The 26,658-nt window shown below is 74.8% G+C and carries 26 protein-coding genes, 1 pseudogene and 1 riboswitch; of the genes and pseudogenes, 14 read left to right on the top strand and 13 right to left on the bottom strand.

Features of this window, described 5'->3' with window-relative positions:
* The first annotated feature begins 22 nt into the window (after positions 1–22).
* On the top strand, positions 23–1,114 hold the full coding sequence (locus ABT296_RS20905; RefSeq protein ID WP_351929423.1) for an amidohydrolase family protein: 1,092 nt from the start codon (positions 23–25) through the stop codon (positions 1,112–1,114).
* Between the two features lie 232 nt (positions 1,115–1,346).
* Complete coding sequence (locus ABT296_RS20910) at positions 1,347–2,255, top strand: SCO1860 family LAETG-anchored protein (RefSeq protein WP_351929425.1); 909 nt, start codon at positions 1,347–1,349, stop codon at positions 2,253–2,255.
* A gap of 662 nt (positions 2,256–2,917) precedes the next feature.
* On the opposite strand, the gene cobC is transcribed toward ABT296_RS20910, so the two are convergent.
* The 3 genes and pseudogenes from cobC to ABT296_RS20925 all read right to left on the bottom strand — a co-directional run.
* Positions 2,918–3,967: an Rv2231c family histidinol phosphate aminotransferase CobC gene (gene cobC / locus ABT296_RS20915; protein WP_351929427.1), complete on the bottom strand. Its 1,050-nt coding sequence runs from the start codon at positions 3,965–3,967 to the stop codon at positions 2,918–2,920.
* Positions 3,957–4,736, bottom strand: a complete 780-nt coding sequence (locus ABT296_RS20920; protein ID WP_351929429.1) for a sirohydrochlorin chelatase — start codon at positions 4,734–4,736, stop codon at positions 3,957–3,959. Before ABT296_RS20920 ends, cobC begins: the two co-directional genes overlap by 11 nt.
* Positions 4,737–4,774: 38 nt before the next feature.
* A pseudogene (locus ABT296_RS20925) lies at positions 4,775–5,134 on the bottom strand (cobalamin biosynthesis protein); the annotation flags it as partial.
* A 145-nt stretch (positions 5,135–5,279) separates the two neighbouring features.
* Between ABT296_RS20925 and ABT296_RS20930 the strand changes: the two are divergent.
* Positions 5,280–6,011, top strand: a complete 732-nt coding sequence (locus tag ABT296_RS20930; RefSeq protein WP_351929433.1) for a ZIP family metal transporter — start codon at positions 5,280–5,282, stop codon at positions 6,009–6,011.
* Positions 6,012–6,043: 32 nt separating this feature from the next.
* Here ABT296_RS20930 and ABT296_RS20935 read toward each other — a convergent pair whose 3' ends face one another.
* The 7 genes from ABT296_RS20935 to ABT296_RS20965 all read right to left on the bottom strand — a co-directional run bounded on the left by ABT296_RS20935 (position 6,044) and on the right by ABT296_RS20965 (position 14,565).
* Positions 6,044–7,414, bottom strand: coding sequence for a cobyrinic acid a,c-diamide synthase CobB (locus tag ABT296_RS20935; RefSeq protein ID WP_351929435.1), 1,371 nt, complete (start codon positions 7,412–7,414; stop codon positions 6,044–6,046).
* Complete coding sequence (gene cobO, locus ABT296_RS20940; RefSeq protein ID WP_351929437.1) at positions 7,414–8,013, bottom strand: cob(I)yrinic acid a,c-diamide adenosyltransferase; 600 nt, start codon at positions 8,011–8,013, stop codon at positions 7,414–7,416. The genes ABT296_RS20935 and cobO overlap by 1 nt, the downstream gene beginning before the upstream one ends.
* Entirely contained in the window at positions 8,013–10,043 is a 2,031-nt protein-coding gene (locus tag ABT296_RS20945; RefSeq protein ID WP_351929439.1) for a putative cobaltochelatase, read from the bottom strand. The genes cobO and ABT296_RS20945 overlap by 1 nt, the downstream gene beginning before the upstream one ends.
* Before the next feature lie 55 nt (positions 10,044–10,098).
* Entirely contained in the window at positions 10,099–11,634 is a 1,536-nt protein-coding gene (locus ABT296_RS20950; protein ID WP_351929441.1) for a cobyric acid synthase, read from the bottom strand.
* A complete protein-coding gene (locus ABT296_RS20955; protein WP_351929443.1) occupies positions 11,631–12,572 on the bottom strand; it encodes a cobalamin biosynthesis protein in 942 nt (313 codons plus the stop codon). Before ABT296_RS20955 ends, ABT296_RS20950 begins: the two co-directional genes overlap by 4 nt.
* A gap of 125 nt (positions 12,573–12,697) precedes the next feature.
* Positions 12,698–12,837: riboswitch (cobalamin riboswitch) on the bottom strand.
* A 243-nt stretch (positions 12,838–13,080) separates the two neighbouring features.
* Positions 13,081–13,302 carry a hypothetical protein gene (locus ABT296_RS20960; RefSeq protein WP_351929445.1) on the bottom strand — a complete coding sequence of 74 codons (222 nt, stop codon included), beginning with the start codon at positions 13,300–13,302 and terminating at the stop codon, positions 13,081–13,083.
* 27 nt (positions 13,303–13,329) lie between these two features.
* Complete coding sequence (locus tag ABT296_RS20965; RefSeq protein WP_351929447.1) at positions 13,330–14,565, bottom strand: inorganic phosphate transporter; 1,236 nt, start codon at positions 14,563–14,565, stop codon at positions 13,330–13,332.
* A gap of 259 nt (positions 14,566–14,824) precedes the next feature.
* Here ABT296_RS20965 and ABT296_RS20970 point away from each other — a divergent pair, with 259 nt between their 5' ends.
* The 3 genes from ABT296_RS20970 to ABT296_RS20980 all read left to right on the top strand — a co-directional run bounded on the left by ABT296_RS20970 (position 14,825) and on the right by ABT296_RS20980 (position 18,296).
* Positions 14,825–15,535: a class II aldolase/adducin family protein gene (locus ABT296_RS20970; RefSeq protein ID WP_351929449.1), complete on the top strand. Its 711-nt coding sequence runs from the start codon at positions 14,825–14,827 to the stop codon at positions 15,533–15,535.
* Positions 15,536–15,601: 66 nt separating this feature from the next.
* On the top strand, positions 15,602–16,720 hold the full coding sequence (locus tag ABT296_RS20975) for an alpha/beta hydrolase (RefSeq protein WP_351929451.1): 1,119 nt from the start codon (positions 15,602–15,604) through the stop codon (positions 16,718–16,720).
* A gap of 175 nt (positions 16,721–16,895) precedes the next feature.
* Entirely contained in the window at positions 16,896–18,296 is a 1,401-nt protein-coding gene (locus ABT296_RS20980; RefSeq protein ID WP_351929453.1) for a hypothetical protein, read from the top strand.
* A 19-nt stretch (positions 18,297–18,315) separates the two neighbouring features.
* Here the strand turns inward: ABT296_RS20980 and ABT296_RS20985 are convergent, their stop codons facing one another.
* Positions 18,316–18,729, bottom strand: coding sequence for a VOC family protein (locus tag ABT296_RS20985; RefSeq protein ID WP_351929455.1), 414 nt, complete (start codon positions 18,727–18,729; stop codon positions 18,316–18,318).
* Between the two features lie 82 nt (positions 18,730–18,811).
* A complete protein-coding gene (gene ypfJ, locus ABT296_RS20990) occupies positions 18,812–19,702 on the bottom strand; it encodes a KPN_02809 family neutral zinc metallopeptidase (RefSeq protein WP_351929457.1) in 891 nt (296 codons plus the stop codon).
* Positions 19,703–19,962: 260 nt separating this feature from the next.
* Here ypfJ and ABT296_RS20995 point away from each other — a divergent pair, with 260 nt between their 5' ends.
* The 3 genes from ABT296_RS20995 to ABT296_RS21005 all read left to right on the top strand — a co-directional run bounded on the left by ABT296_RS20995 (position 19,963) and on the right by ABT296_RS21005 (position 23,051).
* Entirely contained in the window at positions 19,963–21,561 is a 1,599-nt protein-coding gene (locus ABT296_RS20995) for an ABC-F family ATP-binding cassette domain-containing protein (protein ID WP_351929459.1), read from the top strand.
* Between the two features lie 335 nt (positions 21,562–21,896).
* Positions 21,897–22,115 carry a helix-turn-helix domain-containing protein gene (locus tag ABT296_RS21000; protein ID WP_019758351.1) on the top strand — a complete coding sequence of 73 codons (219 nt, stop codon included), beginning with the start codon at positions 21,897–21,899 and terminating at the stop codon, positions 22,113–22,115.
* A 144-nt stretch (positions 22,116–22,259) separates the two neighbouring features.
* Complete coding sequence (locus tag ABT296_RS21005) at positions 22,260–23,051, top strand: enoyl-CoA hydratase/isomerase family protein (RefSeq protein WP_351929462.1); 792 nt, start codon at positions 22,260–22,262, stop codon at positions 23,049–23,051.
* A gap of 380 nt (positions 23,052–23,431) precedes the next feature.
* Here the strand turns inward: ABT296_RS21005 and ABT296_RS21010 are convergent, their stop codons facing one another.
* Complete coding sequence (locus ABT296_RS21010; RefSeq protein ID WP_351929464.1) at positions 23,432–24,157, bottom strand: nucleopolyhedrovirus P10 family protein; 726 nt, start codon at positions 24,155–24,157, stop codon at positions 23,432–23,434.
* A gap of 88 nt (positions 24,158–24,245) precedes the next feature.
* Between ABT296_RS21010 and ABT296_RS21015 the strand changes: the two genes are divergently transcribed.
* Genes ABT296_RS21015 through amaP form a run of 5 tightly spaced genes read left to right on the top strand, consistent with a single transcriptional unit; the run spans position 24,246 to position 26,625 of the window.
* Complete coding sequence (locus tag ABT296_RS21015) at positions 24,246–24,737, top strand: Asp23/Gls24 family envelope stress response protein (protein WP_351929466.1); 492 nt, start codon at positions 24,246–24,248, stop codon at positions 24,735–24,737.
* Positions 24,738–24,768: 31 nt separating this feature from the next.
* A complete protein-coding gene (locus tag ABT296_RS21020; RefSeq protein ID WP_351929468.1) occupies positions 24,769–24,960 on the top strand; it encodes a hypothetical protein in 192 nt (63 codons plus the stop codon).
* A 5-nt stretch (positions 24,961–24,965) separates the two neighbouring features.
* Positions 24,966–25,364 (top strand): Asp23/Gls24 family envelope stress response protein, encoded by a 399-nt coding sequence (locus ABT296_RS21025; protein WP_351929470.1) that lies wholly within the window; start codon positions 24,966–24,968, stop codon positions 25,362–25,364.
* On the top strand, positions 25,361–26,041 hold the full coding sequence (locus tag ABT296_RS21030; protein ID WP_351929472.1) for a DUF6286 domain-containing protein: 681 nt from the start codon (positions 25,361–25,363) through the stop codon (positions 26,039–26,041). The genes ABT296_RS21025 and ABT296_RS21030 overlap by 4 nt, the downstream gene beginning before the upstream one ends.
* Positions 26,038–26,625 carry an alkaline shock response membrane anchor protein AmaP gene (gene amaP / locus ABT296_RS21035; protein ID WP_351929474.1) on the top strand — a complete coding sequence of 196 codons (588 nt, stop codon included), beginning with the start codon at positions 26,038–26,040 and terminating at the stop codon, positions 26,623–26,625. Before ABT296_RS21030 ends, amaP begins: the two co-directional genes overlap by 4 nt.
* Positions 26,626–26,658: the final 33 nt, after the last annotated feature.

The raw sequence follows: 26,658 nt of genomic DNA on the forward strand, positions 1-26,658 counted from the left end.
CTCCTTGACTAGGGTGCGGGGCATGAGCGATCACGCGGTGCTGCACGTGCGAGGCCGGATCCTGGTCGGGCCCGAGGAGGTCCGGGACGAACTGTGGGTCGTCGGCGGCCGGGTCACCTACGACCGCCCCGCCGGCGCCCAGGACGTCCGCACCGTCGACGGCTGGGCCCTGCCCGGCCTCGTCGACGCGCACTGCCACGTCGGCCTCGGCGCCCACGGCCCCGTCGACCGGGACGTCGCCGAGAAGCAGGCGCTCACCGACCGCGAGGCGGGCACCCTGCTGATCCGGGACGCCGGTTCCCCCTCCGACACCCGCTGGGTCGACGACCGCGAGGACCTCCCGAAGATCATCCGGGCCGGCCGGCACATCGCCCGCACCCGCCGCTACATCCGCGGCTACGCCCACGAGATCGAGCCCGCCGACCTCGTCGCCTACGTCGCCCGGGAGGCCCGCCGCGGCGACGGCTGGGTGAAGCTCGTCGGCGACTGGATCGACCGCGACCTAGGCGACCTGGCCCCCAGCTGGCCGCGCCAGGCGGTCGAGGCCGCCATCGCCGAGGCTCACCGCCTCGGCGCCCGCGTCACCGCGCACTGCTTCGCCGAGAACTCCCTGCGGGACCTGGTGGAGGCGGGCATCGACTGCGTCGAGCACGCCACCGGCCTCACCGACGACCTGATCCCGCTCTTCGCCGAGCGGGGCGTCGCGATCGTGCCGACCCTCGTCAACATCGCCACCTTCCCCAAGCTCGCCGAGGGCGGCGAGGCCAAGTTCCCGCGCTGGTCGGCGCACATGCGCAGGCTCCACGAACGCCGCTACGACACCGTCCGGGGCGCCTACGACGCCGGCATCCCCGTCTTCGTCGGCACCGACGCGGGCGGCACCCTGCCGCACGGGCTGGTCGCCGACGAGGTCGCGGAACTGGTCACCGCGGGACTGCCCGCCCGGGACGCCCTCGCGGCGGCCACCTGGTCCGCCCGCGCCTGGCTCGGCCGCCCCGGCCTGGAGGAGGGCGCTCCGGCGGACCTGGTGGTCTACGGGACGGACCCGCGCGCCGACGTCCGCGTCCTCGCGGCGCCCCGCAGGATCGTGCTCGACGGACGGGTCGTCGGTTGACCGGGCGTGACCTGCCGGGCCTGCGGATCGTTCTGCACTCCGGCTCGCACGACCCGGCACCGCGCGGGTGCGCCGGTACGGGGGAGAACGAGGGAACACCCGTGCCGGACGATTCGAAAAGGTTCACGGAAACACCACGTTGGAGTGAAGTGACGCAGGATCGCTGACTGTTCACTCCGTGTGCGTAATTCTGACCGGGTCCCAAGCAAGTCTCTCTGGGGGTCCCACCACCTTGAACGGCCATCACTTCCGCATGCCCGCACGCCGTTTCGCCACCGTCGCGGCGGCCACCGCCCTCGCCGCCGGACCGGTGGCGCTGGCCGGGGCGGGCTCCGCGCACGCCACCGACGACGAGGGCCGCGCGAGCGCCGTGGTCCTGCGCACCGGGCTCGACGTGTCCCTGCTCAACAAGACCGTGAACGTCCCGCTCGCGGTCTCCCTCAACGAGGTCGAAGCACCCGCCAGCGCCGAGAAGACCGCGCTCACCGCCACCCTGGACGGCGTCGACGGCGGACAGCCGTTCAACGTGCTGAGCGCCGAGGTGGCCTCGGCGAAGGCGACGGTCACCGACGCGAAGGCCGAGGGGTACACCAACCTCGCGCACGCCAGGATCCATGTGCCCGGGCTGCCGCTGCTCTCCCTGATCGAGGTGGAGGGCGTCACCTCCAAGGCGACCTGCGAGGCGGGCAAGGCGCCCACCGCCACCTCCAACGTGCTCGGCGCGGTGACCGTCCTCGGCAAGAAGGTCACCCTCACGGCCGGCGGCCCCACCGACGTCCAGGTCCCGGGCGTGGGCGAGGTCCGCCTGGACCTGTCGAAGACGGAGACCGGTACGCGTACGGCGGCCGCCACCGCCCTCGAACTCACCGTCTCCGTCAACCCGTTGAAGCTGAACGTGGCCGAGGTGACCGGCACGGTGACGCTGGCGAAGGCCACCTGCGAGACCCCGGCGGCGCCCGCCCCCGCCGCCGTTCCGAGCGAGGAGGCGCCGGAGATCCGGACCCAGGGCGGACCCGTCGAGGAGGCGGGCCTCGCCGAGACCGGCGGCAGCTCGAAGACCCCGTACATCGCGGGCGGCGCCCTCGCCCTGCTCCTCGCGGGCGCGGGCGCGGTGGCCCTGTCCCGCCGGGCCAAGGGCTGACGGGACCCCGACGGCGGCACGCCCCGGGCGCGCCGCCGTGGCCCCTCACGGCGTTCCCATCCCGGCGCCCGCGAGCGGTATCGCCACGCACGGCGCCACCCGCCGGACCGACGCCGCGGCGGGCAACAGCCCTCGCTGTGGCCGATGCCCTGCTGTCACCGGGCCGGCCCCGCAGGATCCGCCGCCGCGTCTGCTCCGGCTGGGTGCGCCGCTGCTCCCGAGCGTGCCGAGGTGCCGGCCCTGGGCACCGACGGCGCTCCGCGTCACCCCGAACGGCACCGGCCCGGCTGGTGCGCTGCTGACCGCCGACAGGCGTGGGCCCCGGCCACCGGGGGCGCCGGACGCCACCCTTAAGCGGGCTCGGCCGCCCGGATGCTCACCGCAGGGTCCGTCTGCCCGGCTGGTGCGCGCATGCCGAGGTGCCGGTCCCGGGCGCCGACGGATTGTCTTGCGTCCCCTCAAGCGGCGTGGGCCCGAACCGGTGCCGCGCCTCACCGAGGCGTCCGCCCCGGCCCGCGCCGCCGTTCACCGCGAGGGCATACCCCTGCCGGCCTCGCAGCGCACAGCAGGGTTTCCCGCGGCGCCCGCCCCGCCCGCCGGGGCAGCCGCCGTGCCGCCCACTGCGGCATCAGCCCCCGTGCTAGCCGCCTCGCGCCAGCCGTTCAGCGCAGCGCCCGGTCCAGTGCTCGCAGGAACGCGTCCGTCGTGCCCCTGTCGCGTACCGCCAGGCGGAGCCACTGCGTGTTCAGGCCGGGAAAGGTGTCTCCGCGGCGTACCGCGAAGCCCAGGTCGCGCAGGCGGTGTCGGACCGCTGCGGCGTCCGGGAGCCGGATGAGGACGAAGGGGCCCTCGGCCGGTTCCGCCACCCGCAGGCCCCGGGGCGCGAACTCCGCGAGCCCCGCGAGGAGATGGGCCCGGTCGGCGGCGATGCGGTGGGCGGCGTGGGCCGCCTCGGCCAGCGCGCGCGGCTCCACGCAGGCCAGCGCCGCGGCCAGCGCGGGCGTGGACACCGGCCACAGCGGCTGGGCCCGCTCCAGCTCCGCGATCGTCTCCGGGGCGGCGAGGACGTAGCCGATGCGCAGCCCGGCCAGGCCCCAGGTCTTGGTCAGGCTGCGCAGCACCACCAGCCCGGGCACGTCCGTGCGCCCGGCCAGGGCCTCCCGCTCACCGGGGACCGCGTCCATGAACGCCTCGTCCACCACCAGCGTCCGCCCCGGCCGGGCCAGCGCGGCGATGTCGGCCGCCGGGTGCAGCACCGACGTCGGGTTGGTGGGGTTGCCGATCACCACCAGGTCCGCCTCCTCGGGGACGGCCGCCGGGTCGAGGCGGAAGCCGTCCGCCTCCCGCAGCAGCACCCGGTCCACGGTGTGCCCGGCGTCCCGCAGCGCCGCCTCCGGCTCGGTGAACTGCGGGTGCACCACGACCGGCCGGCGCACCTTCAGGGCGCGCGCCAGCAGCACGAACGCCTCCGCGGCACCCGCCGTCAGCAGCACCCGCTCCGCCGGGAGCCCGTGTCGGGCCGCCACCGCCGCCCGCTCCGCCCGCCCGTCCGGGTAGGCGGCCAGCGAGGTGAGGGAGCCGGCGATGCGCTCCCGCAGCCACGGCGGGGGAGTGTCCGCGCGGACGTTCACCGCCAGGTCGACCAGGGCCGAGCCGTCGTCGCGCATCTCGGCGTCGCCGTGGTGCCGCAGGTCGTGTCCCTCAGTGCTCATCGCCGTGTCCTCCCGTGCGCGGGTCACCCGCGACCGCCTCCCGATACCGCTCCGTCACCAGCTCCAGCAGCTCCGGCCCCGGGCCGATCACCCCGGCCGGAACCACCTCCACCTCCGGATGCGCCTCCGCCCACCCCTCGGCCTGCTGCCCCACCCGGTCCGGCAGGACCCCGGGGAACAGTGAGTACGGCAGCACCACGATCCGCCGCGCCCCGAGCCGTACACACCGGTCCAGGCCACTCGGCACGTCCGGTGCCGCCGGCGACAGGAACGCCGGCTCCACGCCCGCGTACCCGCGGCCCTCCCACAGCAGCCGGGCCGCCGCGTGCACCTCGGCGTTGGCGCCCGGGTCGGTGGAACCGCGGCCCACCAGCAGCACGGTGACCTCCGCGCGGGCCCGCGGGTCCCGCCCGCCGAGCGCCTCGTCGAGCCGCCGCTCCAGCACGTCCAGCAGCGCGGGGTGCGGCCCCAGGGGGCGGCCGTGGAGGCAGGAGACGCCAGGGTGGCGCTCGGCCTCGCGGGCGAGGGCGGACGGGACGGCGTTCCCGGCGGACAGCGTCAGCGGCACCGCGGCGATCCTGCGGGCGCCCCGCGCCACCAGTTCGGCGAACGCGGCACCGAGCGACGGCTCGGCCGGTTCGAGGAGACCGCCCGCGACGGGCAGATCCGGGTGCCGGCGCCCCAGCTCACCGACGAACTCGCGGAACGCCTCGGCGTCGTCGCGGGTGCCGTGGCCCGCGACGAGCAGGGCGGGCGGTGGGCTGTTCACGGCTTCTCCTGAAGGGGTGCGGAACGGGAGGGCGGTACGGCGGGACGCCGTACGACCGCGCAGGTGGCCATGGCCGACTTCTGCTTGGGGACGAGGAGTTGACCACCGTGCCGGAGCGCAGACGCCTCCGCGACCGACGGCGTGCCCACGGCCGCCAGCGCGGCCCCGGACGGACTCGGCACCGCGACGGCCGCCAACTCCCCGGCGGAGTAGGTCACCAGCGGCACGCCCAGCCGCCGCGCCGCCCCGACGACCCCGGGCTCGCCCGACTTGGCGTCCACGGTGGCCAGTTCGACGACCGAGCCGACCGGCAGACCCGCCAGCGAGCCGAGGATCAGCGCGAGCAGCTCCTCGGCGGACACCCCCTTGGCGGCGCCGACGCCGACGACCAGACCCGGCTCGGGCGACGTGCCGCCGCTCGGGGCATCGGCCATGGGGATCGGTCCTCTCCTGCGCGGTGCCGGCCCGGGCCGGCGGGAAAAGTCAGTGGGCACGCGGGCGTCGTACACGCACGGACGCCCGCCGATCGGATAGCAAGGCCCTATGGCGGTCCTTGTCGCGCTCGGCGCGTTCCTGATGACGCTGGCCGGCGGCTGGACGGCGCAGCGGGTCACCGACCGGCGCCATCTGGTGCTGGGCCTCGCCGGAGGCCTGATGCTGGGCGTGGTCGGCCTCGACCTGCTGCCCGAGGCACTGGAGGCGGCGGGCGAGGAGATCTACGGCGTACCGGCCGCGCTGCTGCTGTTCGTGGCCGGATTCCTCCTGGCCCACCTGGTGGAACGGCTCCTGGCGGTCCGTCAGGCGGCGCACGGCGCGGAGGAGTCGGACGGCCGCGCCCCCGAGGTCGGTCTGACGGCGGCCGCCGCGATGGTCGGCCACAGCGCGATGGACGGGGTCGCGATCGGCGCGGCGTTCCAGGTCGGCGGCGGCATGGGCGCCGCCGTGGCACTCGCGGTGATCGCCCACGACTTCGCGGACGGCTTCAACACGTACACGATCGCCAGCCTGTACGGCAACGCCCGCAAACGGGCCCTCGCGATGCTGTACGCGGACGCGTTCGCGCCGGTGGTGGGCGCCGCCTGCACCACGTTCGTGACCATCCCCGAAGGGCTGCTCGGCGGCTATCTCGGCCTGTTCGGCGGCGCCCTGCTCTACCTCGCGGCGGCGGAGATCCTCCCCGAGGCCCACCACGAGCACCCGGCCCGCTCCACCGTGCTGTGCACGATCGCGGGGGCGGCGTTCATCTGGCTGGTGGTGGGCACGGCCGGCGGCTGACCGCCCCGCGGCGCCGGCCGTCGGCCGGCCGCTCACGGCGTCGCGCACCTCTCCACGAACCGGCGGGCGACCTCCGGCCGGGCCGCCCAGTGCGTGTGCAGATAGCTCGCGTGCACACCCTGCTGCACGAACCCCTCGACCCGCCGCTGCGGGGAGTGCATCCCCCAGGCGGGCGCCGCCCCGGCGCCCGGCTCCACCACGGTCCGGTGGAACTCGTGCCCGCGCATCCGGGTCCCGGCGGCGGCGAGCGAGCTGTCGCCGACGGCGACCGCGTCCCGGTAGCCGAGCGTGAGCCGCCCGCTCATCCGCGCGCTCGCGTCGAGGACCCCGCACATGGGCTGCCCGTCCAGCTCGCGGCAGAGATAGAGCAGCCCGGCGCACTCCGCGGCGATCGGGGCGCCGTCCCCGGCGAGGGTGGCGACGGCCTTGCGCAGCGGCTCGTTGGCGGACAGCTCGGCGGCGTACATCTCCGGGAACCCGCCCCCGATCACCAGCCCGCCGGTGCCCTCCGGCAGGGCCTCGTCGCGCAGCGGATCGAACGGTACGACCTCGGCGCCGGCCGCGCTGAGCAGCTCGGTGTGCTCGGCGTAGGAGAACGTGAAGGCGGGCCCCGCGGCCACGGCGACCCGGGCCCGCCCGCCGACGGCGCCCCGCGTCTGCCCGGCCGCCGCCTCGAACGCCGGCCGCCACGCCTCGCAGGACAGCGGGCCCGCGCTGCGCGCCAGCTCCAGCAGCGCCTGAAGATCGCAGCCCGCGCGCACCTGCTCCGCCATCGCCGCGACCGCGTCCACGGCCTCCGCCCGCCGCTCGGCGACCGGGACGAGCCCCAGATGCCGGGACGGCGTGTCCACCCGCGCGGCCCGCCGCACGACCCCCAGCACCGGCAGCCCGGTCTCCTCCAGGGCGTCCCGCAGCAGCTCCTCGTGCCGGTCCGAGGCGACCTTGTTCAGGATGACGCCCCCGAGCCGCACCTGCGGATCCCAGGACGCGAACCCGTGCACCAGCGCCGCCACCGAACGGGACTGCGAGGAGGCGTCCACCACCAGCACCACCGGCGCCCGCAGCAGCTTCGCCACCTGCGCGGTGGACGCCAGTTCGCCCTGCCCCGCGGCCCCGTCGTACAGCCCCATCACGCCCTCGACCAGGGCGAGGTCGCAGCCGCGCGCCCCGTGCCGGAACAGCGGCCCGACCAGCTCGGGCCCGCACATGTAGGCGTCGAGGTTGCGCCCCACCCGCCCGGTCGCGAGCGCGTGGTAGCCGGGGTCTATGTAGTCCGGCCCCACCTTGTGCGGGGACACGGCGAGGCCCCGCCCGGTGAAGGCGGCCATCAGCCCCGTGGCGACGGTGGTCTTGCCGCTGCCCGAGGCGGGCGCGGCGATGACCAGCCGGGGGACCTGGGACATCACCACTCGATGCCCCTCTGCCCCTTCTGCCCGGCGTCCATCGGGTGCTTGACCTTGGACATGTCGGTGACGAGGTCGGCGAAGTCCACCAGCTGCGCGGGCGCGTTCCGCCCGGTGATCACGACGTGCTGGGTGCCGGGCCGCCCGCGCAGCACCTCGACGACCTCGTCCGGGTCGACCCAGCCCCAGTGCATCGGGTAGGCGAACTCGTCGAGGACGTACAGCTTGTAGCGCTCGGCCGCCAGGTCGCGCTTGACCTGCTCCCAGCCCTCCCGGGCCTTCTCCTCGTTGTCCAGCTGCGCGTCGCGCTGCACCCAGGACCAGCCCTCGCCCATCTTGTGCCAGTCGACGGTGCCGCCCTCGCCGGAGGCGCCGAGCACCCGCAGCGCGTTCTCCTCGCCGACCTTCCACTTCGCCGACTTGACGAACTGGAACACCCCGATCGGCCACCCCTGGTTCCAGGCGCGCAGCGCCATCCCGAACGCGGCGGTCGACTTGCCCTTGCCCACGCCCGTGTGCACCATCACCAGCGGCCGGTTCCGACGCTGACGGGTCGTCAGACCGTCCTTCGGCACCACACTCGGCTGCCCCTGAGGCATTACGCGGCCCTCCTCTGTACGTCCTTGACCAGACCGGCGATGCTGTCCGCCCGCAGCTCCTCGAGCGTCACCGCCGTACCCCCCAGTTCGCCCGCGAGCTGCCCCGCGAGCCCCAGGCGCACGAACCCCGACTCGCAGTCGACGACCACCGAGGCGACGCCCTCGGCCGCGAACAGCCGGGCCGCCCGGCCGGCCAGCGCGACCGGCTCGGGACCGCCCGTGGCCCGCCCGTCGGTCACCAGGACCAGCAGCGGCCGCCGGGCCGGATCCCTGAGCCGTTCCACCCGCAGCACCTCGTGGGCCTTGAGCAGCCCGGCCGCCAGCGGGGTGCGCCCACCGGTCGGCAGCGACTCCAGCCGGGCCGCGGCCGCGTCCACCGAGGAGGTCGGCGGCAGTGCCACGTCGGCGGCCGTCCCCCGGAACGTCACCAGACCCACCTTGTCCCGCCGCTGGTAGGCGTCCAGCAGCAGCGACAGCACGGCACCCTTCACGGCGCCCATCCGCTGCCGCGCGGCCATCGACCCCGAGGCGTCCACGACGAACAGCACGAGATTGCCCTCGCGCCCCTCCCGGACCGCCTGCCGCAGATCGTCCCGCCGCACGACGAGCCCCGGCCCGGACCGCCCGCGCGCCCGCTGCCGCGGGGCCGCCGCCTGCACGGTCGCCGCCAGATGCAGCTTCGTCAGCGCGCCGCGCGGCCGCCGGGCCCCGGTGGTGCGCCCGTGCTCGGTGCGCGCCCGGGACCGCCGCCCGGCGGCACCCTGGCCGATCCCGGGCACGCTCAGCACCTTGGTGCGGAACGGCTCGGCGGCCCGTACGGCGGGCTGCTCGCCCGCCCCGGCGGGCCGAGGACGCCCGGCCTCCCCGTCGCCGTTGCCGTCGTCGTGGGGCTGCTCTCCCGTGTCGCCGCCCCGCGGACCGGCCTCGGGTTCCGGAGCCCCGCCGCCCCCACCCCCGCCGCCGGGCCCGCCGGGCCCCTCCGGGCCGGGGTCGGGGTCCTCGGGGCCGGGATCGTCGTCGCCGGAGAACTCCTCCAGCGTCCGGTCGAGCCGGTCCTCGTCCAGCCCCGGCGCGTCGAAGGGGTTGCGGCGCCTGCGGTGCGGCAGCGCGAGCAGCGCGGCCTGCCGGACGTCCTCCGCGAGCACGTCCGTCCGCCCGGCCCAGGCGGCCAGCGCGGTCGCGGTGCGCGCCATCACGATGTCGGCCCGCATGCCGTCCACCTCGAAGGCGGCACAGGTCGCCGCGATCTGCCGCAGCGCCCCGTCGCCGAGCACCACCGACGGCAGCAACTCCCGTGCGCGGACGATGCGTTCGCGTACGGCCGCCTCCTCCTCGGCCCAACGGGCGGCGAAGCCCGAGGGGTCGTCGTCGTAGGCGAGCCGCCGCCGGACCACCTCCACCCGCTGGTCGGGCTCGCGGGAGGCCGTGACCTCCACGGTCAGCCCGAACCGGTCGAGCAACTGGGGCCGCAGCTCGCCCTCTTCGGGGTTCATCGTTCCGACGAGCAGGAACCGGGCCGCGTGCCGCACCGAGACGCCCTCGCGCTCGACGTACGAGGCGCCCATCGCGGCCGCGTCCAGCAGCAGGTCGACCAGGTGGTCGTGGAGGAGGTTGACCTCGTCCACGTAGAGCAGACCGCGGTGGGCGTCCGCCAGCAGACCGGGCTCGAACGCCTTGACGCCGTCGGCGAGGGCCCGCTCGATGTCCAGGGCGCCGACCAGCCGGTCCTCGGAGGCGCCGACGGGCAGTTCCACCATCCGGGCGGGACGGGCGCCGCCGCTGCCGGGCTCGTGCGGTCCGTCCGGACAGGCCGGGTCGGGCCGCGCGGGGTCGCAGGAGAAGCGGCAGCCGGGGACGACGGCCACCTCGGGCAGCAGCGCCGAAAGGGCGCGTACCGCCGTCGACTTGGCGGTGCCCTTCTCGCCGCGCACGAGGACACCGCCGACCGCCGGCGACACCGCGTTCAGCAGCAGCGCCAGGCGCAGGTCGTCCTGGCCGACCACGGCCGTGAACGGGAATGGGGTGGTCACTTTCGGCCCTCCGAGTCGCCTTCCGCTTCCAGATGTGTGACGCCGGCCGCCGGGCTCACGCGGGCGCTCCCGGGGCCACGAACGGCAGCCCGGCAGGCGCGCCCGACTCGATGAGCCGCCAGAGCGCGTCGGTGTCCGCGTGCTGCTCGATGAGATCGCCGAGCCGGTCCAGCTGCTCCTCGCGCAGCGCGGCGAAGGAGGTGTCGGCGGCCGGTACGAACCGGCGCCCCGCCGCGGCCGCCACCTCGCGCAGGAACGCCCGCCGGAAGCCGTCCGACTCCAGCGAGCCGTGCCAGTGCGTGCCCCAGGTCTGCCCGACCCGGCAGCCGTCGAGGGCGCCGCCCCCGCCGTCGGTCAGGAACGCCTCGCCGCCGGTGACGTCGGCGACCCCGTGGTGGATCTCGTACCCCTCGACCCGCTCGCCCAGGGCCTCGCCGGCCGGCCGGGTGAGCGTCTTGTCGCGGGCGAACCGCACCCGCACGGGCAGCACGCCGAGCCCCTCGACCACGCCCCGGCGGCTCTCCACCTCGTCCTCGATCCGCTCGCCGAGGATCTGGTAGCCGCCGCAGATCCCGAGCACGGGCAGCCCTTCGGCGGCCCGCCGGCGCAGGGCGTCCGCGAGCCCGCGCTCGCGCAGCCACTCCAGCGCCCGGACGGTGCCCCGGGTGCCGGGCACGACGACCAGATCGGCGTCGGCCAGCTCCTCCGGCCGGTCCACGAACCGCACCACGACGCCCGGTTCGGCGGCCAGCGCGTCGACATCGGTGAAGTTGGACATCAGGGGGACGGCGCAGACGGCGACCCGCAGTACGTCCGCGCCGACGGGCGGCGCGACGGACGACTCCCGGACCGTGCCGCGCAGCGACACCCGCAGCCCGTCCTCCTCGTCGATCCCGAGCCCGTGCCGGTACGGCAGCACCCCGTACGTCGGCCGCCCGGTCAGCCCGAGCAGCATGTCCAGGCCCGGCTCCAGCAGCGAGACGTCACCGCGGAACTTGTTGACCAGGAACCCGGCGACCAGCGCCTGGTCCTCGGGGGAGAGCAGGGCGACGGTGCCGAAGAACGAGGCGAACACCCCGCCGCGGTCGATGTCGCCGACCACGACCACGGGCAGTCCGGCGTTGCGCGCTATGCCCATGTTGACGATGTCGGTGCGCCGCAGATTGATCTCGGCCGGCGATCCGGCGCCCTCGCAGATCACCGCGTCGTAGGTGGAGCGCAGCTCGGCCAGACAGTCCAGCACAGTGCCGAGCAGCCGCTGCTGGCGTCCGCCGTGGTAGCCGCGCGCGCTCAGCTCGCCCACCGGCTTGCCCATCAGGACGACCTGACTGCTCTGCTCCCCGCCCGGCTTCAGCAGCACGGGGTTCATCAGCGCGGTCGGCTCGATCCGGCAGGCCTGCGCCTGCATGGCCTGCGCCCGCCCGATCTCGGCGCCCTCGCGGGTCACGAAGGAGTTGAGCGACATGTTCTGCGCCTTGAACGGCGCCACCTTCACGCCCTGGCGCACCAGCCAGCGGCAGATCCCCGCGGTGACCACGCTCTTGCCGGCGTCGGAGGTCGTCCCGGCCACCAGCAGCCCGCCCCCGCTCATGACCTGACCCCCTTCACCGCGGCGCGCGCGGCGACGCAGACGCCCAGCGCCAGCCACCCCACCCCCCGGGACAGCCGTACCGCCCGTTCGATGTCCCTGACGTCCACGGCACGTCCCTCCCCGTTCAGCACCGGCCGGTGCTCGATCCGTCCGCCGTACGACAGGGTCCCGCCCAGCCGCACCCCCAGCGCGCCCGCGAACGACGCCTCCACGGGCCCGGCGTTGGGGCTCGGGTGCTTGCCCGCGTCGGCCCGCCAGGCGCGTGCCGCACCCCGGGGATTCCCCCCGGCGACGGTGGCCAGGACCGCGGTGAGCCGCGCCCCCGGCCATCCCGCGACGTCGTCGAGGCGGGCCGAGGCCCAGCCGTAGCGCCGGTGGCGGGGCGACTTGTGGCCGACCATCGCGTCGAGGGTGTTCACGGCCCGGAAGCCGAGCAGGCCCGGCACTCCGCCGACGGCACCCCACACCAGTGCCCCCACCACCGCGTCGGAGGTGTTCTCGGCGACCGACTCCACGACCGCCCGCGCGATCCCGTCGGCGTCCAGCGCCTGCGGGTCCCGTCCGCACAGATGCGGCAGCCGCGCCCGCGCGGCCTCGACGTCGCCCGCCTCCAGGGCGCGCCCGACGCCCCGGGCCTCCCGGGCGAGCGAGGTGCCCCCGACGACGGACCAGGTGGCGACGGCGGTCAGCGCGACGGAGGCGGCGGGGGAGCGGCGGGCCGCCGAGGCGGCCAGCGTGCCCACGGCCACGGCGCCGCCCACGCAGACGGCGGTGTGCAGCGCGCCCCGGCCCCGGTCGTCCCGCCACAGCCGCCGTTCCACGGCGGCGGCGGCGCGCCCGAACACGGCGACCGGATGCCCGCGGCGCGGATCGCCGAGGAGCAGGTCGCCCAGGAGGCCGGTGGCGGCGCCGTACGCGAAGACGCGATCGGCCCGCATCGGCTCAGCCGGCCGTGCGGTCGTTCGGAACCCGGGCGTCGTGCCGGGCGGAGAACCGGTCCTTGCACCTCAAGGGGCAGCCGCGCATGGCGATATGTCCTCACTCAGGGTGTCCACGCCCTGGCTCGACTGGATCGGCGGTGAGAGTTCCTGGCTCCCGGGGGCTACTACCCCGGTGACAGTGGCGGGACCGCGCCGGAGTCGCACCGGCTTCCTCTCCTGCCGCCGTAAATGGCTCGGGCAGTCCACCACGGGTCCCGAAGGGCCGTCAACTTGCCTTTGACCTGCGAGGGGAGAGTGTGCTGAGGCCCACATCGGGCCGGACGGGGCGGGGTTGACGGCTGTGCCCACCGAGGCCCGACCCGCGCCACGGCACGCACACACGCACCCGGACCACGCCGGCACGCAGGCACGTAACCCACCCCGGCCCGCCGCGCGCAAAGACCCGCCCCGCGGGTACGGCGCCGGACGCCGTACCCGCGGGGCGGGTGGAGGAACGTGGGCCGGGTCAGGCCACGATCAGGTAGATCCCGTAGGCCACCGCCGCCGCGCACGCGGCGAAGCAGGCGTACGCGCCCGTGACCGCGAGGGCCGCGGAGCCGCCCTGTTCCGCCGCCCGCTCGCGGCGGGACAGGCCCGAGATGCCGAGGGTGAACAGGGCCACCAGCGCCACGGTGACCACGAGGCTGACGCCGAAGACGGAGCCGAGAGCCGCCCAGTCGATCTTCATGATGCTTCTTCCTTAACCGGGTGGGGGTCAGACGGCGGCCTGCGAGGACGCAGGCTCGCCGGCCGGGGCCGGGATGGTCGTCGCGAGGTCCTCGGTCACCGTGCCGGCCGGCGGCGGGGTCACCGCGGCCATGGCCTGGGTCACGACGCCCGCGGGCTCCTCGGTCTCGTTGACGTTGGTGTGGTCGACGACCTCGCGCCGCGAGATCTTCCAGATCGCGGCGCTGGAGGCGATCAGGAACACCGCGACGAGGGCGGTGCCCCAGTCGCCGAACCCGCAGACCCACTCGGCGAGCGCGGCGACCAGGGCCGCGGCCGGCAGGGTCAGACCCCAGGCGACGAACATGCGGGTCGCGGTGGACCAGCGGACCACACCGCCCTTGCGGCCGAGGCCGGCGCCCATCACCGAACCGGAGACGGAGTGCGTGGTGGACAGGGAGAAGCCGAGGTGGGAGGAGGCCAGGATGACCGTCGCCGCGCTGGTCTGGGCGGCGAAGCCCTGCTGCGGCTGGAGGTCGGTCAGGCCCTTGCCCATGGTGCGGATGATCCGCCAGCCGCCGAGGTAGGTGCCGAGCGCGATGGCCACACCGGCGGAGAGGATGACCCACATGGGCGGGTCGGAGTCGGGGGCGAGGGTGCCGCCGGCGACGAGGGCCAGGGTGATGATGCCCATCGTCTTCTGCGCGTCGTTGGTGCCGTGGGCCAGCGAGACCAGACCGGCGGAGGCGATCTGCCCGGCGCGGTAGCCCTTCTCGGAGGACTTGCTGCCCTCGGCCTTCTTGCCCATCGAGTACATCAGCTTCGTCGCCAGCATCGCCGCGAGGCCCGCGACGATCGGGGCGGCGATGGCCGGGATCAGGACCTTGGTGACGAGCACGTCGCCGTGGACGGCGCCCACGCCGGCCGAGGCGATGGTGGCGCCGATCAGACCGCCCATGAGGGCGTGCGAGGAGCTGGAGGGGAGACCGACCAGCCAGGTCAGCAGGTTCCAGAGGATCGCACCCACCAGGGCGGCGAATATGACCTCGGGACGGATACCGGTCTCGTCGACGAGACCCTTGGAGATCGTGTTGGCGACCTCCACCGAGAGGAAGGCGCCGACAAGGTTCAGCACGGCGGACATGGCCACCGCGACCTTGGGCTTGAGCGCGCCGGTCGAGATGGTGGTGGCCATCGCGTTGGCGGTGTCGTGGAAACCGTTCGTGAAATCGAACGCGAGTGCGGTGACGACCACAATCGCGAGGATCAGCGAGAAGTTTTCCATTTACCCAGGCAATCGTTCGAGGTCATTGGTCGGACGAACGTAGGTAACCTGGATGAACGGAAGGTGAACTGGAGCGGGCTGCGTGGTGTCCGGAGGGAATGCTCCGTCTCATGTCGGCTCCGCATCGCCGCGCACGCCCCAGTCGCCCCAAGGATCGGGCCCCGCGGGCGGACCTCCGCGGCCGCTCCGGGACGTGCGGAAGAGATTCCGGTCACCCGGCGGCCGGGCCGTCCGAGGCCCGCCCTGGCAGGATCGCGGCATGGTCGAACAGCGAGCGAATCAGCGGGGTGCGGGGGAGGCCCGGCAACCGTGGCGGGCCGGGGTGCGGGCCGAGGAGGCGGACGCCTGGGAGGAACTCGTCGCCACCGCCCGCCGGACGGTCTCCGAGGGCCTGGTCGTGGGCACCTCCGGCAATGTCTCGGTACGCGTCGGGGAGACGGTCCTGGTCACCCCGACGGGAGTGCCGTACGACCGGCTCACGCCGCGGGACGTGACGGGCGTCGACCTCGCCGGCCGGCAGGTGCTCGGCACGCTCCGGCCGACCAGCGAACTCCCCATGCACCTCGCCGTGTACGGCGCCACCGACGCCCGCGCGGTCGTCCACACCCACGCCGTCCACGCCACCGCCGTCTCGACGCTGGTCCCCCAGGTGCCGGCGATCCACTACGTCACCGCCGACCTCGGCGGTCCCGTCCGGGTCGCCCCGTACGCGACGTACGGCACACAGGAGTTGGCCGAGAACATGCTGCGGGCCCTGACCGGCCGCACCGCCTGCCTCCTGCAGAACCACGGCACGATGACCCTCGGCGCGAGCCTCGCCCAGGCGTACGACCGCACGGCCCAGCTGGAGTGGATGTGCAGGGTGTGGCTCACGGCCTCCTCGGTCCCGGGCCTGACCCCGAGCCTGCTGTCCACGGCCCGGCTCGACGAGGTCGCCGACAGGCTCCGCGGCTACGGCCAGCCGACCTGACCGGGGCGAGCGCGCCGCGACGGCTCTCCACTGGCCGGTGACGGGGTCCGACAGGACACTGGGTTCGTGCGCACTGCCACCGCGACGGCCGCTGCCGTCACCATGACCCTGGCCGCCGGCGCGGCGAGCGTGGCCGCCGGGCGGCTCGCCAGCGACGCCGCTCTCAAGGCGCCCCCCGGCAGGCCCCTGCCGACCGAGCCCCGGCTCACCGTGCACGGCACGGCGCCCGGCCGGATCACGCTCACCCGGGCCCTGGCCTCCCTGCGCCCCGGCATCCACGGGCTCGGCGGCGACGGCTCGCACGCCGTCGTCGGCCCCGTCCTCGACGACGCGCCCCACACCGCGGACACCGTCGTACGCCGGCTGGAGCGCGTCACCCACGGGAGCCTCGCCACGGGCGACCACGTCTGGCTCACCCCGAACGTCCACGTCGGCGACCCCGGCGCGGCGCTCGGCCTCGACCACGCCGACGTCGACATCCCCGGCGAGCTGGGCTCACTGCCCGCCTGGTTCGTCCCCGGCACCCGGACCACCTGGGTCATCGCGGTGCACGGCCTGGGCGCCACCCGCGAACTCGCCATGAACGTGATGGGCTTCCTCGCCGGCCGCAAGTTCCCGGTCCTGGCCCTCGCCTACCGCGGCGACCTCGGCGCCCCCCGCTCCCCGGACGGCCTGAACCACCTCGGCGAGACCGAGTGGCGCGACCTGGACGCGGCGATGCGCTACGCCGTGCGCTTCGGCGCCGAACAGATCGTCCTGCTCGGCTGGTCCACCGGCGCCACGATGGCCCTGCGCGCCGCCGCCCGCTCCGGGCTGCGCGACCGCGTCCGCGGCCTCGTCCTGGACTCCCCGGTGCTCGACTGGGAGGACACCCTGCGCGCCCTCGCCACGGCCCGGCACACCCCCGACGCCCTCCTCCCGCTCGCGGTCCGCGCCGCCCAGGGACGGACCGGCCTCTACGGCGACCGCGCCGCCCGCGCCGACGGGCTCACCGTGCCGGCCCTGATCTTCCACGGCCCCGACGACAGGGTCGCCCCCTGGATCCACTCCCGCCGCCTGGCCGAGACCCGCCCCGACCTGGTCGCGCTCCGCACCGTCGGGCACGCCCCGCACAGCGCCATGTGGAACGCCGACCCCCAGTCCTACGAGGAGTCCCTGCGCCGCTTCCTCACCCCCCTCATGTGAGGAACCCGGCCGACGGGCCGCCGCCGAACCCGGTGCCGAGGCTTCCGTTTGGCGCGGTACGAATGGCCTGTTCCCGGTCCTTCCGTGCCCGCCGCACCCCGTGCGTTGGCCAGTCCCGTAGCCGCTCGTGACATTCCGTTTGGGATTTCGGACCGTCAACCGGAAGACTGCACCCGTGACGTCCCGTATCCCGCGCGACTCCAGGCTTCGACTCGTCCGCCCGCGACCCCTGGCCGCCGCCCCCAGAGCTGTCAATCAGCGGCGCCCGCGCCGCGCCGCACCGCGCCCTCCGGAGGGCACCCCCGCCCCGGCCGAACTGGCCGGAATGGCTCGCTCCGGCCTGGCCGCCGCAGCCCGTGTCGCCCGCTGGGCCGACGCCACCCTGCGCCCCGCCCGCGACGGCGCACGCCCCGACGGCAAGGGCACCCTCTCGGACGCGACCGCCGCACGGGCCGCCGCGGACCTGGCCCTGACCGTGCCCCAGGTCCGCGCCGACTGGGACACCGCCCGCCTCGCCGGTCTGATCGAGGTGCACGGCGACACCGCCCGCCCCGGTTGGCGGCTGCGCGCCTGGGACCGGGACGACAGCGCCGTGCTGCGCGGCTGGGTCGCCCTCTTCGACGCCTGGTCGCTCGCGTACCCGGAGCCCGCCGACCACCGGCCCGCCGCGGTCGCCGAGGTCGTCTCGGCCATGCCGCAACTGCTCTCCTTCCTCCAGCTGTCCGCCGGCCCGGTGCCGGTGGCCCAGCTCCTGGACCTGCTGGAGCAGCGCGTCACGGAACTGCGCACCGAACGCTGCGAGATCCCCTACGGCCCGCAGCCCGAGCCGGACCCCGAGGCCCGCGACACGGACGCCCCGCTCGCCCCGCTCCTCGAATGGGCCCTGCACGCCCTCGCCTCCGTCGGCGCCCTCACCCGCGGCGACGGCCAGGCCACCCTCACCCCGCTCGGGAACTGGGCGGTCTGGGTCAAGCTGGAGCAGATCTGCGTCGCCGCGCAGAGCCCCGCCGGGAACATCGAGCAGGCCGCCGAGGACATGCTCCGCGGCTGCGCCCAGCTCCGCCCCAACGCCGCCCGCGCCGAGTACCGCGCCTGGCTGGCAGCCCGCCCCGTCGGCAGCGCGGTCACCGAGCTGATCCACGCCGCCCGCGGCGAGGACGCCCTGCTGCGCGGCCTCGCCTTCGAGGCCCTGCGCGTGGTCGGCGCCCCCGCCGAGCCCGACGTACGGTCCGTGGCGGAGGAGCCCGCGCTGAGGCCGTACGCCCTGCTGTGGCTGGCCGAGCACGACGGGGTGGACCCCGAGGACGCGCACGAGGTGCTCACCCGCCACGAGGCCACCTGGCTCTGGGTCGACACCGCCGCCGCGGTCGCCGACCACGGGGAGGCCCCGATGCTGGTGCGCCACCTGGAGTCGGCGCTCCAGCCGACCGTCCCCGCCCTGCTGGACGAGGTCCGCGCCGTCGGCCACCCCCGCACCGTGCAGGTCCTGGTCGCCCTCGCCGCCGCCCACCCCGACCCGGCCCTGGCCAAGGCCGTCCGCCGGGCCGCCTTCCAGGTGCACACCGGCGGGAACTGAGCACCGCGGTCGCGGCCGGCTAGCCGCCCAGCTCCGGCATGTACGTCCCGAAGCTCCAGATGTTGCCCTCGGCGTCCCGGGCCATGTAGTCCCGCGACCCGTAGTCCTGGTCCGTCGGGGGCATCAGGATCTCCACGCCGTGCTCCACCGCGCGCCGGTGGTGGTCGTCCACGTCGTCCACGACGACGTACACCCCCACCGGCCCCGCGCCCTTCATCGCCGAGTCGAACAGCCCGCCACGGCCCTTGGACCCCACCATGATCGCGCCGTTGCCCTGGGTCAGCTCGGCGTGGAACACCGAGCCGTCCTCACCCTCGTACACCGTCAGCTCGGTGAAGCCGAGGCCCTCGGTGAGCTGCCTGAGCGCCGCGCGCGCGTCCGCGTACAGCACCGTCGGATAGATGCTCGGACGCCCGCCGTCCGTGCCTGCCATGGAGACCACTCCCTCGCGGCCGACTGCCTGAGAATGCCCACTGCCTGAGAATGCCCACTTCCGCCAGTGTGGCAGCGCCCGTCTACCGGAAGGTGTCGCATCGGGCCATGTCCCCGCTCTCGAACCCCCGCAGGAACCACTCCTGGCGCTGCGCCGCCGAACCGTGCGTCCAGGTCTCCGGGGTCACCCGGCCCTGGAACCGCTCCTGGATGCGGTCGTCACCGACGGCCGCCGCCGCGTCCAGGCCGTCCCGGACGTCGGCGTCGGTGAGGCTGGTGATCAGCGGACGGCCGGTCGACTCGTCCTTCGTCGTGGTCGCGTGGTGCGCCCACACCCCCGCGTAGCAGTCGGCCTGGAGCTCCACCCGCACCGCGTTGCTGCCGGCCCCCGTCCGCCCGTCCCGCGACCGGCCGAGCGTGCCCATGAGGTCCTGCACATGGTGCCCGTACTCGTGCGCCACCACGTACGCCTGCGCGAACGGGCCGCCGCTGGACCCGAACGTGGTGCGCAGCTCGTCGAAGAAGCCGAGGTCCAGATAGACCTTCCGGTCGCCCGGACAGTAGAACGGCCCCACCGCGCTGGTCGCCGACCCGCACGCGGTGTTCACCCGCCCGCCGAAGAACACCGTGGGGGAGCGCGAGTACGCGCCGCCGCGGCGCGCGAACTCCTCGTCCCAGTAGTCCTGCACGCTGTTGACCGCGGCCACCACCCGGCAGTCGTCCCGGGTGTTCGCGTCCTGCCCGGTCCGGCACGCCTGCTGGACCTGCGCCAGTCCCGACGCGGTGGCCGCGGGCTGCTCCGAGCCGTCGGTCAGGCCCAGCTGATCGGGGCCGACCCCGAGGAGGAGGGCCACGACCAGGGCCAGCAGCCCGGCCAGCCCGCCGCCCACCGTGGCCCTGCCGCCGGGGATGCGGCTGCCGCGCACGTCCTGCACCTCGGAGGTGTCCAGCCTGGCGTCGTCGTCGAACTGCACGGTCCCGCGCCCTCCGCCCATGTCGTCCCCCGCCGCCATCCTCGACCGCACCGCGCACCGGACGCCGGACGGGAGGGCCGAACGGGGTACGGCGGGGCGCGGGCGACGACGTCGCAGGTGAGGCGTATCGCGGGACGGAGCCGGAAAAGCGCTTGCACACCACCGTTAGAATGGCTCCATGGCCATTCTCCTCGCGCATTAGACGGCGGGAACGTCCTCAGCCGCCCAACCCGCCACCGACCCCGCCCTGGAGTCTGTCCGTGATTTCCGCCACCGGCATCGAGCTGCGCGCCGGCGCCCGCGTCCTCATCGAGTCCGCCACCTTCCGCGTCGCCAAGGGCGACCGCATCGGTCTGGTCGGCCGCAACGGCGCCGGCAAGACCACCCTCACCAAGTGCCTCGCCGGGGAGGGCATCCCCGCCGGCGGCACCATCACCCGCTCCGGCGAGGTCGGCTACCTCCCGCAGGACCCGCGCACCGGCGACCTCGACGTCCTCGCCCGCGACCGCATCCTCTCCGCCCGCGGCCTGGACACCCTGATCCGCAAGATGCGCGAGAACGAGGAGCGCATCGCCACCGGCAAGGGCTCCACCCGCGACAAGGCGATGCGCCAGTACGAGCGCCAGGAGACCGAGTTCCTCACCAAGGGCGGGTACTCCGCCGAGGCCGAGGCCGCCACCATCGCCGCCGCGCTGAACCTGCCCGACCGGGTGCTGGGCCAGCCCCTGCACACCCTCTCCGGCGGTCAGCGCCGCCGTATCGAGCTGGCCCGGATCCTGTTCTCGGACGCCGACACCCTGCTCCTCGACGAGCCCACGAACCACCTCGACGCCGACTCGATCGTCTGGCTGCGCGACTACCTCAAGACCTACCGCGGCGGTTTCATCGTCATCTCCCACGACGTCGACCTCGTCGACACGGTCGTGAACAAGGTGTTCTACCTGGACGCCAACCGCGCCGCGATCGACGTCTACAACATGGGCTGGAAGCTCTACCAGCAGCAGCGCGAGGCCGACGAGAAGCGCCGCAAGCGCGAGCGGCAGAACGCCGAGAAGAAGGCCGCCGCCCTCAACGCCCAGGCCGACAAGATGCGCGCCAAGGCCACCAAGACGGTCGCCGCGCAGAACATGGCCCGCCGCGCCGAGCGCCTGCTGTCCGGCCTCGACGAGGTCCGTATGTCCGACAAGGTCGCCAAGCTCCGCTTCCCCGAGCCCGCGCCCTGCGGCCGGACCCCGCTGACCGCCGAGGGCCTGTCCAAGTCGTACGGCTCGCTGGAGATCTTCACCGATGTCGACCTCGCCATCGACAAGGGCTCCCGGGTCGTCATCCTCGGCCTCAACGGCGCCGGCAAGACGACCCTGCTGCGGCTGCTGGCCGGCGTCGAGCAGCCGGACACCGGTGCGGTCGTCCCGGGCCACGGCCTGAAGGCCGGCTACTACGCCCAGGAGCACGAGACCCTCGACGCCGACCGCACGGTCCTGGAGAACATGCGCTCGGCCGCGCCCGACATGGACCTCGTCGAGGTCCGCAAGGTGCTCGGCTCGTTCCTGTTCTCCGGCGACGACGTCGACAAGCCGGCCGGGGTCCTCTCCGGCGGTGAGAAGACCCGCCTGGCGCTCGCCACCCTCGTGGTCAGCTCGGCCAACGTGCTGCTCCTCGACGAGCCCACGAACAACCTCGACCCGGCCAGCCGCGAGGAGATCCTCGGCGCGCTGCGCACCTACAAGGGCGCCGTCGTCCTCGTCACCCACGACGAGGGCGCCGTGGAGGCGCTCCAGCCCGAGCGGATCATCCTGCTGCCCGATGGTGTCGAGGACCTCTGGGGCTCCGACTACGCGGATCTCGTCGCCCTGGCTTGATCGAATGGTTGATCCACGGCGTATGGATCATTCGGCCGAGCGGTGATCCATCATCTGTGTGAGATCTCCTCGTACCGAGGTGTGTCCTACATCCATTTCACGGCCGAGCCCTTTGTCGACAAGGGCTCGGCCGTGGTGCATCCCTGACCAGGAACTTCGCGGAACGACCCGTTCGGCGGTATGGACGCGCCATCGCGGAATAACTGGTTCCCCTTGTGTGGACCTGCTCCTGTCGTCAAATCCGTGTCTCACGGACCTTGCCGAATGGGTGGCCATCAGGCGCGGGAGGGGTGATCATGAGGAGACCAGAGCGCACTTCCCATGAGGAGGCACGGGTGGCCGAGACTCTGAAGAAGGGCAGCCGGGTAACCGGCGCCGCGCGCGACAAGCTCGCGGCAGACCTGAAGAAGAAGTACGACTCCGGTGCGAGCATCCGGGCGCTGGCCGAGGAGACCGGCCGCTCGTATGGCTTCGTGCACCGGATGCTGAGTGAGTCGGGCGTCACGCTTCGTGGGCGTGGCGGGGCGACCCGCGGCAAGAAGGCCGCGGGCTGACCTCGGGCGGCCCATCGGCTCCGACGATGGTGGCCATCCGGTCGTTCTCCCCCTGAGTCCTGCAAGGGGCCCCAGGGGGACTCCAGACCGGCCGGTTGGTTACTGTGCAGTCACTTAGCTGACCGCACTCATCGGAGGCACCGCATGGCTTCGCCCGACCCTGCTCTCGACACCGACGGCGTACGACTCACCGTCGACGACGCAGTCGCCACGGTGACGCTGACCAATCCGGCCAAGCGCAACGCGCAGAGCCCCGCTCTGTGGCGGGCGCTGGCCGAGGCCGGTCGGCTGCTCCCCGGATCCGTCCGGGTGGTCGTGCTCCGGGCCGAGGGTAAGTCCTTCTCGGCCGGCCTCGACCGGCAGGCGTTCACGCCGGAGGGCTTCGACGGCGAGCCGTCGTTCATCGACCTGGCGCGCGGCAGCGACGCCGAGCTCGACGCGACCATCGCCGAGTACCAAGAGGCGTTCACCTGGTGGCGGCGCAGCGACATCGTGTCGATCGCCGCCGTCCAGGGTCATGCCATCGGGGCGGGCTTCCAGCTCGCACTCGCCTGCGACCTGCGCGTCGTCGCCGACGACGTGCAGTTCGCCATGCGCGAGACCAGCCTCGGGCTGGTCCCGGACCTGACCGGCACCCACCCCCTGGTGGGCCTCGTCGGCTACGCCCGGGCGCTGGAGATCTGCGCCACCGGGCGCTTCGTCACGGCCGAGGAGTCCGTCGGCACCGGCCTCGCCAACGTCGCCGTGCCCGCGGACCAGCTCGACGACGCCGTACGCGACCTCACCGCGGCCCTGCTGGCCGCGCCCCGGGACGCGGTCATCGAGACCAAGGCCCTGCTGCGCGGAGCCACGGACCGCACCTACGACGACCAGCGCGTCGCCGAACGCGCCGCCCAGGCGCGCCGACTGCGGGACCTGGCGGGCGTCGGCGAATGACCGGCCGACGCAACCGGCCGGCGCTGACGAGGACCGCCACCGCCGGCTGACCCGCGAACCCCCGGGCCGGGCCCTCGGGCCCGGGTGCCGCTGTGATCGTCGACCGGGGCCTGCGGGCGTCGGCGCGACCTCCCCCCGACGGTGGCGACCAGGATCGCGACCGTCGGGGGTTCGTGCACTGCGCGGCCGCTTTCGAGCCCGGGCCGCTGGGAGCGTCGGTTCTGGTCTGAAGGACGTCGGAGCGAGCGCCACCCGGCGGTGACCAGGATCGCGACGGTCGGGGGGCGTGAAACCCCGGCCGTCTTCGAGTACGGGCCGACGCGGCGGTCCCGGGGCGGCTGGGAGCGTCGGTCGGGGTCTTGGGCACGTCGGCGTGGGTGTCACCCGACGGCGGTCACCAGGACCGCCACCGTCGGGTGGTCCGGCAGCGCCGCGGCCACCGCCGTGCGGACCGCGCGGGCCACCGCCACGGCCCGGTGGTCCGCGGCGACCGCGATCTCCAGCCGGACATGGCGGGCCGGCAGCGCCGCGCCGGCGCCGGGCCGCTCCTCGATGTGCACCGGCCGGCCGAGACCGCCCAGCGCCCCGGTCAGCGCGGCCACGCCCGCGACCGCGAGCGCGGCCCGCGCGGCCCGCGACGCGTCGCCCTCCGCGGGCTCCCGGGCCGCCGACGGCTCCCCGGGCCGCGGCGGTTCGGCAGCGGCGACCTCGTCCAGCAGGGCCGTCACCCGCAGATCCACCTCCGTCACCTCCAGCCCGACGTCCGAGGCCGCGGCCTCGGCCAGCGCCGCCCGCAGCGCGTCCGCCACCGCCGGCAGCGGCTCGGACGCCGTCGCCTCGACCTCCGCCGTCACCCGCAGCGGACCGGGCGGCAGCGCGCTCGGCGGCGGCGGTACGACCGGCTCGGGCGCCCGCTCCGGATCGGCGAGCGCCAGCCGCAGCGCGCCGAGCCGCACCCCCGGCACCACACCGTGCACCGAGCGCCGCAGCGCGTTCGCCGCCGCCTCCTCCGCGATCCACGCACCGTCCCCGGGCCCGCCCAGCGGCAGCAGCCTGCCGAGCCCCAGTTGCCGCCGCACCGCCCGCGTCCATCCGTCCGCCGTCATTACCCCAGCCTGCCGCATCCCCGGGGCGCAATGCCGCAAACGCACTTACGGTGGTCGAAGAAGGACGAACCGAAAGGGACGTACGGCGATGAGTGACACCACTGAGCGCAGGCGGACACCGGACACGGAGTCGGCCGAGCAGGAACAGGCCGTTCAGACCCGCAAGCCCTCCCGGCGGGGTGGTGGTGACCCCTCGACCCGAGGCCGGACCACCATCGCCGACGGCGTCGTGGAGAAGATCGCGGGCCTCGCCGCACGCGACGTGGTCGGCGTGCACGCGATGGGCAGCGGCATCAGCCGCACCTTCGGCGCGGTCCGCGACCGGGTGCCCGGCGGCAGCTCGAAGTCCGTCACCCGCGGCGTGAAGGCCGAGGTCGGCGAGGTGCAGACCGCGCTCGACCTGGAGATCGTGGTCGACTACGGCGTCGCCATCTCCGAGGTGGCCCGGGCCGTCCGCGAGAACGTCGTCTCCGCCGTGGAGCGGATGACCGGCCTCGAAGTGGTCGAGGTCAACATCGCGGTGAGCGACGTGAAGCTGCCCGACGAGGAGGAAGAGGAACTGGAGCCCCGGATCCAGTGACCGTCCACCGCACCGTTGAGGGGAGCGCACGTTGAACATGGCCGTGATCGGCATGATCGCCGGCATGGCGCTGGGTTTCGCCGGGTACTTCGGCGGCTTCGGTGCCTTCCTGCTGGTGGCCGCCCTGGGCGCCGTCGGCTTCGTCGTCGGCCGGTTCCTGCAAGGGGACCTGGAACTCGGCGACTTCTTCCGTACCCGTGACGACCGGCGCGACCGGCGGTGACCTGAGTGACCGTCGAATCCGGCGAACTCGCCACGGGTCCGGCGACCGTGCCGCCCGCCGAGCGCGGCGCCACTCGGATCGCCGACCGGGTCGTCGCGAAGATCGCCTCCCGGGCGGCCCGTGAGGCCGTCGGCCCGCTGCCCGGCGACGCGGCGCCCCCGTACGCGGGCGTGGTCGTGCACCCCCATCCGGGTGCGAGCGGGGACCTCCCCGTCGGCACCGCCCGGGTCCGCGTCCACCTCGAACTCGACTACCCCACCGACATCGGCGCCCGCTGCACCGCGGTGCGTCGGCGGGTCACCGAGCGGGTAGGCGCGTTGGTGGGCATGGAGGTGTCGGAGGTCGCCGTTCAGGTGGAGCGGCTGCACCCGGCGCACGGCGCGGCACAGGGGAGGACGCGATGAGCGAGCCCCAGGGCTCCCAGGACAGCACACGACCACTGCCGGCCGTCGAACAGACGACCGGAACCGCCACACTCGACCAGTCCGCATCGGCGGCCGAGTACGACGCGCCGCCCGTGCTCGACGGGGAGGACGGCGGCAACGGCCGCTTCTGGTCGGCCCGTCGCGTACCGGCGGCGATCGTCGCCGTGCTCCTGCTGGCCCTGGCCGGCCTGTTCCTGTACGACGTCGTCGCCGTGCGCGCCGACCAGTCCGCCATGCGGTGGCGCAGTGAACTGGCCGGCCAGCTCGCCGAACGCCCCCTGGACGACACCTGGGTGCTGGTCGGGGCGGGCGTCGCGGTGGCCCTCGGCCTGTGGCTGATCGTGCTGGCCGCCACCCCGGGCCTGCGCTCCCTGCTGACGATGCGCCGCCCCCACCCCGAGGTGCGGGCCGCGCTCGACCGGGAGGCCGCCGCGCTGGTGCTGCGCGACCGGGCCATGGAGATCGCCGGTGTCCAGTCGGTCAAGGTGCGGGCCGGCCGGCGCCACGCCGATGTGCGGGCCGTCGCCCACTTCCGCGACCTGGACGACGTACGCGCCGATCTGGACGCCGTGCTCGCCGACGCGATCAGGGGGCTCGGCCTGGCCCGGCCGCCCGCGCTGGCGGTGCACGTACGGCGGCCCGGGAAGAAGGGGTGAGCGCGGTGCTCAAGACCGTCAACCGGATCCTGCTCGCCGTCCTCGGTGTGGTCCTGGTCGTCCTCGGCGGCGCGGTCCTCGCGGTCGGGCTCGGCCTGGACCCGCCGTCCTGGTGGATCCACCACGGCAGGGACGACGTCCTGCTCGGCGACGCCGAGCGGACCCGCTGGCGCGACGAGGGCTGGTGGTGGCCGACCGTCATCGCGGCCCTGGCCGTCCTGCTCCTGCTCGCCCTGTGGTGGCTGACCGCGGTGCTCAGGCGGCGCCGGCTCACCGAGGTGCTGGTCGAAACCGGCGACGGCGAGGGCGCGCTGCTGCGCGGCCGCGCCCTGGAGGCCGTACTGAACGGCGAGGCCGCCACGATGGACGGGGTGCACCGCGCCCACACCGACCTCCGGGGCCGCCGGAACGCCCCCGAGGCCGAGATGCGGCTCCTGCTGGAACCGCATGTGGACCCGGGCACCGCGCTGGCGGACCTCACCGAGGGCGCCCTGACCCATGCCCGCGACTCGGCCGGCCTGGCGTCCCTGCCGACGGAGGTCAGGCTGCGGGCGGCCAGGCACCGCGCGGAACGGGTCAACTGAGCGCCCGCGGCGAGCACCTCGGCCGGCGGACGC

The sequence above is a fragment of the Streptomyces sp. NPDC000983 genome, from assembly GCF_040299205.1.
GTDB lineage: Bacteria > Actinomycetota > Actinomycetes > Streptomycetales > Streptomycetaceae > Streptomyces.

What these genes read in the sequence shown, in the direction of transcription:
- ABT296_RS20905 (WP_351929423.1), top strand. Translation starts at nt 23, where the DNA reads ATGAGCGATCACGCGGTGCTGCACGTGCGAGGCCGGATCCTGGTCGGG.
- ABT296_RS21010 (WP_351929464.1), bottom strand. Translation starts at nt 24,157, where the DNA reads ATGACGGCGGACGGATGGACGCGGGCGGTGCGGCGGCAACTGGGGCTC.
- ABT296_RS20935 (WP_351929435.1), bottom strand. Translation starts at nt 7,414, where the DNA reads ATGTCCCAGGTCCCCCGGCTGGTCATCGCCGCGCCCGCCTCGGGCAGC.
- cobO (WP_351929437.1), bottom strand. Translation starts at nt 8,013, where the DNA reads ATGCCTCAGGGGCAGCCGAGTGTGGTGCCGAAGGACGGTCTGACGACC.
- ABT296_RS20970 (WP_351929449.1), top strand. Translation starts at nt 14,825, where the DNA reads ATGGTCGAACAGCGAGCGAATCAGCGGGGTGCGGGGGAGGCCCGGCAA.
- ABT296_RS20950 (WP_351929441.1), bottom strand. Translation starts at nt 11,634, where the DNA reads ATGAGCGGGGGCGGGCTGCTGGTGGCCGGGACGACCTCCGACGCCGGC.
- ABT296_RS21030 (WP_351929472.1), top strand. Translation starts at nt 25,361, where the DNA reads ATGAGCGAGCCCCAGGGCTCCCAGGACAGCACACGACCACTGCCGGCC.
- ABT296_RS20965 (WP_351929447.1), bottom strand. Translation starts at nt 14,565, where the DNA reads ATGGAAAACTTCTCGCTGATCCTCGCGATTGTGGTCGTCACCGCACTC.
- cobC (WP_351929427.1), bottom strand. Translation starts at nt 3,967, where the DNA reads ATGAGCACTGAGGGACACGACCTGCGGCACCACGGCGACGCCGAGATG.
- ABT296_RS21005 (WP_351929462.1), top strand. Translation starts at nt 22,260, where the DNA reads ATGGCTTCGCCCGACCCTGCTCTCGACACCGACGGCGTACGACTCACC.
- ABT296_RS21015 (WP_351929466.1), top strand. Translation starts at nt 24,246, where the DNA reads ATGAGTGACACCACTGAGCGCAGGCGGACACCGGACACGGAGTCGGCC.
- ABT296_RS20985 (WP_351929455.1), bottom strand. Translation starts at nt 18,729, where the DNA reads ATGGCAGGCACGGACGGCGGGCGTCCGAGCATCTATCCGACGGTGCTG.
- ABT296_RS20955 (WP_351929443.1), bottom strand. Translation starts at nt 12,572, where the DNA reads ATGCGGGCCGATCGCGTCTTCGCGTACGGCGCCGCCACCGGCCTCCTG.
- ABT296_RS20960 (WP_351929445.1), bottom strand. Translation starts at nt 13,302, where the DNA reads ATGAAGATCGACTGGGCGGCTCTCGGCTCCGTCTTCGGCGTCAGCCTC.
- ABT296_RS20930 (WP_351929433.1), top strand. Translation starts at nt 5,280, where the DNA reads ATGGCGGTCCTTGTCGCGCTCGGCGCGTTCCTGATGACGCTGGCCGGC.